This window comes from uncultured Desulfobulbus sp. (assembly GCF_963662935.2).
In the GTDB taxonomy this organism is placed as follows: domain Bacteria; phylum Desulfobacterota; class Desulfobulbia; order Desulfobulbales; family Desulfobulbaceae; genus Desulfobulbus.
In genome coordinates this window covers 827,954-840,763 of record NZ_CAXXTL010000002.1, presented here as the reverse complement: position 1 = coordinate 840,763, position 12,810 = coordinate 827,954, and the positions used below count along the sequence as shown (strand labels likewise).

At 56.7% G+C, this 12,810-nt stretch carries 13 protein-coding genes; all 13 read left to right on the top strand.

What is annotated here, in order from left to right:
- The first annotated feature begins 77 nt into the window (after positions 1-77).
- A complete protein-coding gene (locus tag ACHZCX_RS08000; RefSeq protein ID WP_319586710.1) occupies positions 78-1,382 on the top strand; it encodes a response regulator in 1,305 nt (434 codons plus the stop codon).
- Positions 1,383-1,667: 285 nt separating this feature from the next.
- Positions 1,668-3,428, top strand: coding sequence for an acetate--CoA ligase (gene acsA / locus ACHZCX_RS07995; RefSeq protein WP_319586709.1), 1,761 nt, complete (start codon positions 1,668-1,670; stop codon positions 3,426-3,428).
- Entirely contained in the window at positions 3,428-4,408 is a 981-nt protein-coding gene (pdhA, locus tag ACHZCX_RS07990; protein WP_319586708.1) for a pyruvate dehydrogenase (acetyl-transferring) E1 component subunit alpha, read from the top strand. Before acsA ends, pdhA begins: the two co-directional genes overlap by 1 nt.
- Positions 4,405-5,403 carry an alpha-ketoacid dehydrogenase subunit beta gene (locus ACHZCX_RS07985; RefSeq protein ID WP_319586707.1) on the top strand — a complete coding sequence of 333 codons (999 nt, stop codon included), beginning with the start codon at positions 4,405-4,407 and terminating at the stop codon, positions 5,401-5,403. The genes pdhA and ACHZCX_RS07985 overlap by 4 nt, the downstream gene beginning before the upstream one ends.
- Entirely contained in the window at positions 5,396-6,604 is a 1,209-nt protein-coding gene (locus tag ACHZCX_RS07980; RefSeq protein ID WP_319586706.1) for a dihydrolipoamide acetyltransferase family protein, read from the top strand. The genes ACHZCX_RS07985 and ACHZCX_RS07980 overlap by 8 nt, the downstream gene beginning before the upstream one ends.
- Entirely contained in the window at positions 6,601-6,846 is a 246-nt protein-coding gene (locus ACHZCX_RS07975) for an acyl carrier protein (RefSeq protein WP_319586705.1), read from the top strand. The genes ACHZCX_RS07980 and ACHZCX_RS07975 overlap by 4 nt, the downstream gene beginning before the upstream one ends.
- Before the next feature lie 36 nt (positions 6,847-6,882).
- Positions 6,883-7,503 (top strand): lipoyl(octanoyl) transferase LipB, encoded by a 621-nt coding sequence (lipB, locus tag ACHZCX_RS07970; protein WP_394708777.1) that lies wholly within the window; start codon positions 6,883-6,885, stop codon positions 7,501-7,503.
- Positions 7,504-7,574: 71 nt separating this feature from the next.
- A complete protein-coding gene (locus ACHZCX_RS07965; RefSeq protein WP_319586703.1) occupies positions 7,575-8,171 on the top strand; it encodes a response regulator in 597 nt (198 codons plus the stop codon).
- Between the two features lie 235 nt (positions 8,172-8,406).
- A complete protein-coding gene (locus ACHZCX_RS07960; protein ID WP_319586702.1) occupies positions 8,407-8,910 on the top strand; it encodes a universal stress protein in 504 nt (167 codons plus the stop codon).
- A gap of 140 nt (positions 8,911-9,050) precedes the next feature.
- Positions 9,051-9,272 carry a hypothetical protein gene (locus ACHZCX_RS07955; RefSeq protein WP_319586701.1) on the top strand — a complete coding sequence of 74 codons (222 nt, stop codon included), beginning with the start codon at positions 9,051-9,053 and terminating at the stop codon, positions 9,270-9,272.
- 22 nt (positions 9,273-9,294) lie between these two features.
- Positions 9,295-9,489, top strand: a complete 195-nt coding sequence (locus tag ACHZCX_RS07950; RefSeq protein WP_319586700.1) for a hypothetical protein — start codon at positions 9,295-9,297, stop codon at positions 9,487-9,489.
- 66 nt (positions 9,490-9,555) lie between these two features.
- Positions 9,556-10,095: an Hsp20/alpha crystallin family protein gene (locus tag ACHZCX_RS07945; RefSeq protein WP_319586699.1), complete on the top strand. Its 540-nt coding sequence runs from the start codon at positions 9,556-9,558 to the stop codon at positions 10,093-10,095.
- A gap of 186 nt (positions 10,096-10,281) precedes the next feature.
- Positions 10,282-12,777, top strand: a complete 2,496-nt coding sequence (locus ACHZCX_RS07940) for a PAS domain S-box protein (protein ID WP_319586698.1) — start codon at positions 10,282-10,284, stop codon at positions 12,775-12,777.
- Positions 12,778-12,810 lie beyond the last annotated feature (33 nt).

The window sequence follows — 12,810 nt, the reverse complement described above, 5'->3', positions numbered from 1 at the left end:
GAGGACATCTTGAATGCAGCTGCAAATAAGCGGATCAGATGGCACCTTTGAGCATGCACGAGAGAGGAGAAACCCTTTTGGCTGAAACAACGATTTTATTTGTCGATGACGAGGATATTATCCGGAAGTCTTTTACCCGGGAACTGCAGCTGGAACATTTCGAGGTCACTGCAGTTGCTAGCGGCGGTGAGGCGATCAGCGCCCTGGAAAACGGGCAATACGACCTGGTTGTGACCGACCTGATGATGCCCGGCATTGACGGCTTTGGCGTCCTCAAAGCTGCCAAGAACCTTGCACCGTTTACCAGCGTCATCATCCTCACCGGATACGGAGACATGGGTTCGGCCATCGACGCCCTGCGTCTGGGAGCGGACGATTTCACCCTCAAACCCTGCGAGGTCGAGGAGCTGGTCTTTCGAATCAGGCGCTGTCTGGAGAAACGAAACCTGCTGCAGATGCTGTCGCAACAGAATCAACGCCTGGAGGAGGAAATTCATCGCCGGCAACAGGTGGAAACGCAATTGATCGAAAGTGAACATCGTTTCCGTCTGGCGCTGGACACCTCATCCAACGGTGTCTGGGATCGTGACCTGCGCACCGGCGAGGTCTATTTTGGCGAAAACTGGCACCGCACTTTGGGCTATAGGGACAAAGGCGAGATCAGTGACAATCAATCCTTTGAAGAGCTGCTCCATCCCGAAGACCGGGCAAGGGTACTGGCTCTGCGGGACGCCCATATCCAAGGAGAAACAGCGCGTTATGAGGCTGAGTTCCGGATTCGGAACAAGGAGGGCGGCTGGCAGTGGATGCTCTCCAGGGGGCAGGCTGTTGATCGGGATGCGCAGGGAAAGGCGCTGCGGATCATCGGCACCCATACCGACATAACCCGCTTAAAGGAGGTGGAGGCAGAACTCCACTGTGCCAAGGCTGATCTGGAAAAGAGGGTGCAGGAACGAACCGCCGAATTATCCGAAACAAACATCGCCTTAACCGTGCTGCTGAAAAAACGGGAAGAGGACCGGGCGACCCTGTCTGAGCAGGTGCTCGCCAACTCGACCAAGCTGGTTGAGCCGTTTCTTGACCGGCTCTCGGAGAGCGGACTCAATGAGCAACAGCGGGCGCTGGTTGAGATCCTCCGCGCCAATATCGTTGAGCTGACCTCTCCGTTTGCCGCTGGTTTTTCCAGCAAACTGATCCGGCTGACTCCCACGGAAATGCAAATCGCCAATCTGGTCAAATTGGGCAAGAGAACCAAGGAGATCGCCGACATCATGCATCTGTCGCCGGGAACTATCAGTATTCATCGCAAAAACATCCGGAAAAAACTCAATTTGACCCACCAGAAAACCAATCTCCAGACCATGCTGTCTATCGAATCGTAAGGCGCTAGCCGACCTTCTTTTTCGTTCCTCCCTCCTGATTTTTTGCCCAGTGCTCTTCCCCTCGAAAGAGGGGCGAAAGGGCACGGTTCTGCCTTTTTTTCCGGTTTTTTTAATAATCATCGTCATTGTGCTCCGGATCAAGGAGGTAGATCTTCTATCTATTCTTCCTCTTTTTTTGCTCCATTGTCATTTGTGGGACATCTGGTCATAGTTCCACCGTAGGTTCTTGCCTTTCCCCATGGTTGCCCTTCCCTCGGGTGACCGACTCTGCTGTTGGAGGTTTTTATGGCTGCCCTCCCCATCAAGAAGAATATGGCATCCATGCCGGTGCAACCCAATCTGCTCGACTATGCGAAAACCTGCGCCGGCTTTTCCTGGGACGCTGTCCGTCAGGAGCTGGATGGTCTGCCCGATGGCAACGGCTTGAACATCGCCCATGAGGCGGTGGACCGCTACGCCAACGGCCCCTTGCGCGACCGGGTGGCTCTTCGCTGTCTGGGCAAGGACGCGACGGTCACCGACCTGACCTATGCCGATCTGCAAGAGCAGAGCAACCGTTTTGCCCATCTCCTCGGCACGTTGGGAATAACCAGGGGGGAACGGGTTTTCTGGCTGGCCGGGCGTGTCCCCATTCTCTATCCGGTCTTTTTCGGCACCCTGAAGAACCGCAATATCTTCTGCCCCCTCTTTTCCGCCTTCGGCCCGGAACCGGTTTTTCAACGGTTGGAGCGGGGCAATGCCAGGGTTCTGGTCACCACCGAGCGGCAATACAGCAAAAAGGTGGCCAGCCTCCTGGGGCGGCTGCCGGAACTCTGCACCGTTCTCCTGGTTGACCGGGAGGATGATTTGAATGCACGCGCCCTCTCGCTGCCGCGGCTTATGAAGCAGTCCTCCACCAGCTTCACCATCCCGCCGACAGGCCCCGAGGACATGGCGATCCTCCATTTCACCAGCGGCACCACCGGCATGCCCAAGGGAGCGATCCATGTTCATGATGCCGTTCATACCCATTTCATCACCGGCCGGTATGTGCTTGACCTCCATCCCGAGGATATCTACTGGTGCACCGCCGATCCGGGTTGGGTGACCGGCACCTCGTACGGCATTATCGCGCCCCTGGTTCATGGTGTCACCAGCATTGTCGATGAGGCGGACTTTGATCCGGACCGCTGGTACCGCATCCTTGCCGAGCAGCGAGTCACCGTCTGGTACACAGCCCCGACCGCGATCCGGATGCTGATGCGCACCCCGGCGGAACAGCGGCAGCAGCACGATCTTTCGGCGCTGCGGCTGGTGCACAGCGTCGGTGAACCGCTCAACCCGGAGGCCGTCCTCTGGGGCCAGCGGGTGCTGGGGCTGCCGATCCACGACAACTGGTGGCAGACGGAAACCGGCGGGATCATGATCGCCAACTACGCTGCCCTGGATATTCGTCCCGGTTCCATGGGGCTGCCTCTGCCGGGGATCGAGGCGGCTATTGTCACCCGCCTCGACGAGGATACTGTTCGAGTCGAGGGCGATGGGATCGAGGGCGAACTGGCCCTGCGGCGCGGCTGGCCTTCTATGTTCCGCACCTATCTCCATGAGGAACAGCGGTACCGCAAATGTTTTGCCGGAGACTGGTACCTGACCGGCGATCTCGCCAAACGGGACGCGGACGGCTACTACTGGTTCATCGGCCGGGCCGACGACATCATCAAGACGGCCGGTCACATGGTCGGGCCGTTTGAGGTGGAGAGCAGCCTGATGGAACATCCCGCCGTGGCCGAGGCCGGGATTATCGGCAAGCCGGAAGCGACCATCGGGGAGCTGGTCAAAGCCTTTGTCGTGCTCAAGCCCGGTTTTGCGGCCAGCGAAGAGCTGAAACTGGAATTACTTGGCTTCGGGCGCACCCGGCTCGGCTCGGCGGTGGCCCCCAAGGAGATTGAATTCACCGATAATCTGCCGAAGACCCGCAGCGGCAAGATCATGCGCCGGCTGCTCAAGGCGCGGGAACTGGGACTGCCCATTGGCGACACCTCTACCCTGGAAGGGAGTGAATTGTAATGGAGACCTATATCGACAGGCATCATGCGATCCAGCAGCTGCGGCAGATGCTCCTGATCCGCCGTTTCGAGGAAAAATCGGCCGAGCTCTACAGCGCCAGCAAGATTCGCGGTTTTTTGCATCTCTACATCGGTGAGGAAGCGGTGGCGGTGGGCGTCATGGCGGTGCTCACCCCCGAGGACGCCGTGGTGGCCACCTACCGTGAACATGGTCAGGCCCTGGCCCGCGGCATGGGCGCAGGCGTCATCATGGCCGAGATGTACGGCAAGCAGGAGGGGTGCTGCCGGGGTCGCGGGGGTTCGATGCATCTCTTTGACTCGGCCACCCGGTTTTACGGCGGCAACGCCATTGTCGGCGGCGGCCTTCCTCTCGCGGTCGGTCTGGCCCTGGCCGACAAGATGCAGGGGCGCAAACGGGTGACTGCCTGCTTCTTCGGCGACGGCGCCGTGGCCGAGGGCGATTTCCACGAAGCCATGAATCTGGCGGCGCTCTGGCAACTGCCGGTGCTTTTTCTCTGTGAAAACAATCTCTATGCCATGGGCACCGCCCTCCGCTACACCGAGGCCAACCAGGATATTGCCGGCAAGGGCGGCTGCTATTCCATGGCCTCGGCCTTTGCCGACGGCATGGATGTCATGGCTGTGGAGGACGCGGCTCAAATAGCCGTGGAGTACATCCGCCGGGGAGATGGGCCGTATCTGCTTGAATGCCGGACCTACCGGTTCCGGCCGCACTCCATGTTCGACACCGAACTGTACCGTACCAAAGAGGAGGTGGAGCTGTGGAAGCGGCGTGACCCGATCGAAGTCCTGGCGCGACATCTCGCTGACGCCGGTTTGTTCCGGCAGGCAGACCGGGACGCTCTGGAGCGGGACGTCGCCGCCGAGGTCGAGGCGGCGGTGGCCTTTGCCGAGGCCGGAACCTGGGAGCCGGTTGAGGACCTGACTCGATTTGTCACTTCGGAAAGGAGGTCGGCATGAGTGAACAAACGGCAATGAAAGCGATCACCTACCGCGAGGCCGTGAAAGCGGCCATTTGTGAAGCCCTGCACAAGGATGAGCGGGTTTTTCTCATGGGTGAGGATGTCGGCCATTACGGCGGCTGTTATGCAGTCAGCAAGGGGATGCTGGCCGAGTTCGGCCCGGAGCGCATCCGTGACACACCGTTGTGCGAATCGGGTTTTGTCGGCGCGGGAATTGGCGCGGCCCTGGGCGGCATGCGGCCGATTGTCGAGGTGATGACGGTCAATTTCAGTCTTCTGGCCCTGGACCAGATTCTCAACACCGCCGCCACCCTGCTCCACATGTCGGGTGGTCAGTTCAACGTACCGCTGGTGATCCGGATGGCCACGGGCGCAGGCAAGCAATTGGCCGCCCAGCACGCTCATTCGCTGGAGGGATGGATTGCCCATATCCCCGGCATCCGGGTCCTGTCGCCGGCCACGGTCGAGGACGCGCGCGGCATGCTCTGGACGGCTCTCCAGGACCCCGACCCGGTGCTGATTTTTGAAAACAATACCCTCTACAATATGGAGGGCATGCTGAGCGAAAACGCGGGGCCGGTGGATATCGACACGGCGCGGGTGCGGCGGCCGGGGCGCGACATCACCCTGATTACCTACAGCGCCAGCCTGTTCAAATGCCTTGATGCCGCCGAGGCGCTGGCGCGGGAAGGGATCGAAGCAGAGGTCATCGATCTGCGCAGTTTGCGGCCGTTGGACGACGCCACCTATCTTGCCTCCATCGCCCAAACGCATCGGGTGCTAATCGTCGACGAGGGGTGGCGCAGCGGCAGCCTTGCGGCCGAAATTTCGGCCCGGATCATGGAGCAGGGATTCTATGATCTTGATCTGCCGGTGGAGCGCCTCTGCAGCGCCGAGGTGCCCATGCCCTATGCCCGCCACATGGAAGAGGCGGCCCTGCCGCAGGTCGACAGCATCATTGCCACAGTGCAGAGGATGATGAGCCATGGGTGAATTTTGCATGCCCAGTTTGGGCGCGGATATGGAAACCGGTAAGCTGGTCGAATGGCTGGTTGCACCGGGGACGCCGGTCAAACGGGGGGACATCGTCGCCGTGGTCGAGACCCAGAAAGGGTTGTTTGAGGTGGAGATCTTCGAGGACGGAATCATGGGCGAACCGCTGGTCCAAGCGGGAGAGGAGGTGGCGGTGGGCACGGTGTTGGCCTTGATTCAGAGCGAGGGCGCAACGGCGGTGGACACGGCTGCTCCCCCGGCGACAGCAAGCACGGTGGAACAGTCAACCCCGCAGCAACCACCGCCGGAGGTCCCTGTTGCCCCGCCTCAGCCGAAGGATGAAACGGAACGGAGAGCAGCATCGCCTTCGGCACGCCGACTGGCGGCGGAACTCGGGGTGGACTTGGCCACCGTTCAGGGCACCGGTCCGCATGGGGTTATCCAGCGCGGCGATGTCGAGCAGGCGGCGCAGAAAACCGGAGACGCAGTCCAAAAAATTGCAGCACCTGTCCGCGTCGAGTCGGAAGCCGGAGGGATGCGTGCCGGGATGCGGCAGGCGATTGCCGCGGCCATGAGCCGTTCCAACCGGGAGATCCCGCATTATTACCTGGAGATGGAGATCGATATGAGCCGTCCCCTGCAATGGCTGGAGGCGGAAAATTTGAAACGGCCCATCCGCGAGCGCATCCTGCCGGCAACCCTGCTGCTCAAGGCGGTGGCAAAGGCGCTGCGCGAGGTGCCGGAATTAAACGGCTACTGGCTGGACGACCGCTTGCAGGTCAAAGCGAAAATCCATATCGGCTTTGCCGTGGCCCTGCGCCAAGGCGGCTTGCTCAGCCCCGCCCTGCACAATGTCGATACCTTGAGCCTTGGAGAACTGATGCAGGCCATGGGCGATCTGATCGAGCGGACCCGTGCCGGTCGCCTGCGGAGTTCGGAGATGACCGATGCCACCGTTTCGGTCACCAACCTCGGCGATCGCGGGGTGAAAACGGTGTACGGCATCATCTACCCGCCGCAGGTCGCCTTGGTTGCCTTTGGCCGCATCATGGAACGGCCCTGGGCCGAAGGGGGCATGGTCGGCGCGCGCCGGTGCGTCACCGCGACCTTGGCGGCTGACCACCGGGCCACCGACGGGCATCAGGGCGCCCTGTTTCTTGAAGCCCTCAATCGTCATCTGCAGTCGCCGGAGGGGCTATGACCGAGCAAGAATTACAAGCCATCATCTTTCAGGAGTTACAAAAGGTCGCACCGGAGAGCAATCCCGCCGAACTCGGCCCGGACGAGAACATTCGTGAGTCGCTCGATATCGACTCTTTTAGTTTTCTCCGGGTCTTAGTGGGGTTGAGTGAGCGGACCGGTATCGACATTCCGGAGAGCGATTACGGCAAGGTGCCGACTGTGGCGACGATGACCGCCTACCTCACCGTACACCTTCATTGAACTGACCGAGCATTTATCCAAGGCGAGGTGGAGAGCATGCGGATCATCGATTGCGGCCTGATGGAGTATCACCAGTCTCTTGCCTTGCAGGAACGGCTCGTTGCCGCCATTGGGGCAGGCAATGAAGAGGAAACACTTCTGCTGCTGCAGCACCCGCCGGTGTACACCATCGGCCGCGGCGGCAATCCCGCCAATATCCTTGATCCGGCGGTCAGGGTGGAACGGGTCAATCGCGGCGGTGATGTCACCTGGCACGGTCCCGGCCAGGTGGTCGGCTATCCCCTGGTCAACCTGGGCAGGCGCGGCCGTGACCTGCACCGCTGGCTGCGTTTTCTGGAGGAGGTGCTGGTGCACACCCTGACCGCGTTCGGCATCAAGGGGCACCGGTGCCCAGGCAGCACCGGGGTCTGGACCGCGCAGGGAAAAATCGCTTTTATCGGTGTCGGCGTCCGCCGCTGGGTGACCATGCACGGGTTCAGCCTCAATGTACTCCCCGATCTTGCCGTCTTCAGCCGGATCAACCCCTGCGGCATTTCCGGCTGCCCGGTGACGTCCATGGCGATGGAGGGACAATCCCCTCTTTCAGAACAACAGGTTGTGCTGCAGTTGAAGAATGACTTTGTCCATCTCCTGAACAGGTGGCTGCCGTTACCATGACCAGCAACTCATGGAATTATCAGCCCACGGAGCCGGCATCAGCGCGTATTCCAATGGGAAGGAAAGAGAAAATGGATGGCAAATCAATACTTCTTGTCGATGATGAACAACTGATTTTGGAATGTTTTTCCAGAGAGTTGACCAGTGAACCACTCGGTTTTGATGTGGGGCTGGCAACAAGCGGGGAGGAGGCTATCGACAAGATCAACAGCGGTCATTGGGATCTTGTGGTCACCGATCTGCTGATGCCGGGTCTCGACGGTTTCCAGGTACTCAAGGCGGCGAAGCGAAAAGACCCCCATATTATGGTGATTATTTTGACCGGGTATGCGGACATGCAGTCCGCCATTGATGCCTTGCGGCTCGGCGCAGATGATTTTCTGCAAAAACCATGTGATACTGATGAGTTACTGTACAGGATGAACAATTGTTTCAGCAAGCAGGACCTGCAGAGGACCATTGGAATGTATGAAAAAATCCTGCCGGTGTGCAGCTACTGCAAGAGAATACGGGATGGTCAGCCAGGAGAACTCGGCAAAGGTCAGTGGTACAGCCTGGAAGAATACTTCGTGAAAGTGAAAGGCGTGAACTGTTCGCATGGCTGCTGTCCCGATTGTTTTGCCAAGCTGATGCCAGGCATCGCTCTGGAGATGGATAATTCCTCGTAATTGCAAGAGAAGATGAGGGGCACTGACAGGGTGCCTTTGGTTGAATGAATAATTGATATATCCATTTTCTCTTTATTTAAGCTTCCTTATCAAATCGCTTTCCACGTTCTATTTTCTTTGCACAACAATCTGGCTGCACGTCTTTTTTGTCAGCGATGAACAGAAGCACGGGGCAGCGCAGGTCATCCGCCGCAGGATTGGGGGCTATCATCGAAAATTTTCAAAGGAGGAGCACATGCAGAACATTCAAGAGATTATCGTGCCGGTTGATTTTCATCAGCATACCGAAGATCTGGCTGCCTTCGCCATCGGTATTGCCAACAAGTTGGAGGCCAAACTCACCTTCCTCAATGTGTCGAGAATAATGGCAGAAGGCGCCAGTTATTCCGACGTTGTGCCCACCTCCTTTGCGGTGGTCGATGAAGAGCTCTTCGGTTATGCGCAAAAGAAGATGACCAACCTAGTGGAGAAAAGCAAAAGCACCTGCCCCGGTTGCACCGGTGTGGTGCTCAGGGGCGAGGTAGCCGATGCTATTGTTGATTATGCCAGTGATAAGAACAGTGACATGATCATCATGGCGACCCACGGTGCTCAGGGGATTGAAAAGATCCTGTTGGGCAGCGTTGCGGAAAGAGTGCTGAAGAGGGCCTCTTGTCCGGTCTTAATTTTCAACCCGTACAAGGGCGAGAGAGGCTATCAGATCAGTTCCCCGATCAATGAAATTTTGCAGCCGGTGTAGCACGCTGGCTGCAGCGGGTGCGGCCATGCTGGCTGGGGGCAAGAGGCATTGGATCTCTTCGATGCCTCTGCCCTATTCGAACACGACAGGCGTTGAGAAAAGAAAACCCAAAGATTGGCTTGCAGAGAGGGAGGATATTTATGGACATCTTGATGCGGACCATGAACACCAATGAAGCCGGAAGGACGGGGGCGAGGATTCGCAACAATAGACGAAGCCCTCTTTATGGAAAAATATTTTTTATAATTTGTGTCCTGCTCTACATCGCCGACATTGCCCTTACCAAACAGCCGCTGTTTTTCAATGGGATACTGCTTTTGCTGTTTGGCTGCTACGTCTTGCTCGCTGACAACGCACCGTAAAAAGGAGAGAACGCTTATGCACATGAATAAAATCAGAGCAATAGCAAAAAAGATGAGTATCGATCCCGGGCCGATGGACAAGAAAGAGTTGATCCGGTTCATCCAGGAGCAGGAGGGGAATATCCCCTGCTTCAAGACCGATCAGCCCAGCTGTGATCAGGACGACTGCTGCTGGCGTGATGACTGCAAACCGGGCGAGACCATCGCCATGTCGTAAACAACTTGGCAGCCTGCCGCGTATGCGACTGTTCTTTTCAACTCGCTTCAACTTGGAGGAACGTTCATGAACGACAAAAAAAATGAAGAAAAGAAACAGGAAGTGCAGAAAGTGCAACCCCGAGGTCTTGCCTCACCCTTTGAACGGTTTGATCTCCTCTCCGATTCCGGTTTTTTTAAGGAAATGGACCGGTTCTTTGAGGATTACCTCCCCCGCCGGTGGCGGCATGCAAATTTTGGATGGCCGGGTAGATTGGCTGGCCACGGGATGCTGCCGTTCGAGGGTAAATCACCCAGTGTAGATATCCAGGACCGGGAAAATGATTTTCTGATCAAAGCCGAGATGCCGGGGGTGGAGAAAAAGGACATCAATATCACCATCACCAACAATACGCTCACGCTTGAAGCCAACATGAGCAAAGAGGAGAAGGAGGAAAAAGCTGAGTATTTCCGGCAGGAAATTTGCCGTGGCTCGTATAGGCGGGTTATCGATTTACCGGCAGCGGTGAAGGAAAACGAGGCCAAAGCCACCTTCAAGAACGGTGTCCTGGAGTTGACAATCCCCAAAATGGAAAAGGCCAAACGGTCAACAATCAAAGTCGAGTGATAGCATTCTAATTTTTTCCAGGCCGCGAGGACGAAATACACCGCACTTCGTCCTCGTGGCAGTTGATGATTTCCTCACCCGTGCATGCGATTGGCAGATCATTTCCCCGTTCACCTTGGGTGAAAGAAGACAACACGAGAGATCAAAATATATGCATGGCCGACCCAAGCGAGATGGAGCGCCTCAATGATCAAGACCGGTAAGCCGACAGAACCGATTGCTCAATTACGCCAGTTCGCCGAGGAAGCGGTTGAAAAGAGGACGGGCATGTCGCCGGATACTCTCGATGCCCAGACGCCGGAAGAAACCCGGTTGATCTTCCACGAACTCTCCGTGCATCAGATCGAACTGGAGATGCAAAACGAGGAACTCCGCCGTCTCCAGAGTGAACTGGACAACGAACGGGCCCGGTATTTTGATCTCTATGATTTCGCCCCGGTCGGCTATTGCACACTCTCCGACACTGGGGTGATCTTGGAGGCGAACCGCACTATCGCCAAAATGCTGGGCATATCGCAGGGAGATCTGATCAACCAGCCGTTCTTCCTCTTCATTGACGGCAAGGATCAGGATGTTTTTTGCCTCCATAACACACAGAACGACGTCTTTGATCCACAGGTCTGTGAATTGCGGATGGTGAAACAGAACGGAACAAAGTTTTGGGCGCATCTGGCCACCACCGCGGTTCGGACAACGAGCGGCCAGCTCGAATGTCGGCTGGTGATAAGCGATATTACTGATCGTAAACAGGCCGAAGAGGCTGTCCATGCAAGCGAGGCGCAATATCGCCGGATTGTGGAAACCGCGCAAGAGGGCATCTGGGCGGTCGATGAAAGCGGGAAAACAACCTATGTGAACCCCCAAATGGCCAAGCTGCTGGGACATGATCCCCAGGAGATGATGGGAAGGCCGTTTGCTGATTTTATCTCTCCAGAAGAAACCGGCGAGTATCTTCAGCGCATGCAATCACGAAAGCAAGGCCAAAGCGAGACCTGCGAATGCCGATTCCGCCACAAGGAGGGTCGCGAAGTCTGGGTGCTGGTCTCTGCAACACCGCAAAGGGATAGCCATGGTCGATTCCTCGGTTCGTTCGCCATGCTGACCGATATTACCAAACGAAAACGAGCAGAGGAAGCACTCCAACAGAGCGAACAGCGGGCGAATGAGGCAAAAAATTTGTTGAAGTTGGTGCTGGATACCATACCGGTTCGTCTTTTCTGGAAAGACCTGACTTCAACCTTTATGGGATGCAATCGACTCTTTGCCGAGGACGCCGGATTTCAGGTGCCAGAGGAAGTGATCGGATTAGACGATTACAGTATGGGCTGGAAAGAGCAAGCGGAGAGATATCGCCGGGACGACCTTGAAGTCATGACCTCCGGCAAGCCTAAATTGCAATATGAAGAAATACAGACCACGCCCGATGGCAAACAGATTTGGCTCTCCACATCCAAGGTGCCGCTTCGCAATACACAGGGTGAAATTATCGGGGTTTTGGGCTCATACGAAGATATCACCCGGCGTAAATGGGCCGAGGAGGAACTGCTCAAGGCTCAAAAGATTGAATCCCTCGGCCTGCTCGCCAGTGGTATTGCCCATGACTTCAACAATATTCTCATGGTGATCATGGGCAATATTTCTTTTGCTAAAACTAATATCTCTCCAACGGACAACGCCTATGAGCGTCTGACAACAGCTGAAACCGCAGCTTTAAAGGCTCAAAAAATTGCCCTACAATTTCTCACCTTCGCCAAGGGGGGCGCTCCTGTTAAGCATTCGGTTTCCGTGGCGAATCTGGTCAAATCGTATGGTCGTTTAACCCTGAGCGGGACCTTGTCGACCTGTGAGTACGTCATTCCCGATGATCTCTGGCGCATTGACGCAGACGAGGGGCAGATCGGCCAGGTGGTGACCAACATCCTGATCAATGCTGACCAGGCGATGCAGGATGGTGGGGTCTTCAAGGTCAACTGCGAAAATGTGATGATCTCCGGCGACGACCTGCCGATGAAAAGTGGCCGGTATGTGAAAATATCAATTACCGACCCGGGGAAAGGCATACCTGAAGAGTATCTTTCCCGGGTTTTTGATCCCTATTTCACCACCAAAGAAAAGGGCAACGGACTCGGACTGACCTCTGCCTACTCGATTGTGAAAAAACATGAGGGCTATCTTACTGTGGAATCGACCGAAGGGGCGGGCGCTACCTTTACGTTTTTCCTCCCCGCCTCGCTCTCTTCGGCGACCGTGCCGAGGTTGGAGGAACCCCAGGGGGAGGATGAGAGGCAGAAAATCCTTGTCATGGACGATGACGCTATGGTGCGCGATATCCTCGGGGCCATGCTTGAAAGACTTGGGCACGAAGCAGCGTTCGCAACAGATGGTGCCCAGGCTGTGGAAAAGTTCGTCCAAGCCCAGCAATCCGGTGCGCCTTTTGATGTGGTCATCATGGATTTAATCGTTCCTGACGGCATGGGGGGCAGGGAAGCGATGGAACGACTGCAATCAATTGACCCGCATGTGAAGGTGATTGTCTCCAGCGGCTACAGCAGCAATTCGGTTATGGCTGATTTTGAGAGCTATGGTTTCAGAGGCGTTATGGCCAAACCGTATCGATTTTCCGATTTACGAAAAAAGCTGCGAGAGGTCATCCTCAATGAACAAAAGGTCTCTCCGCGGTGATAGACCTGGCTGTAAACGACACGGGGGATGAGA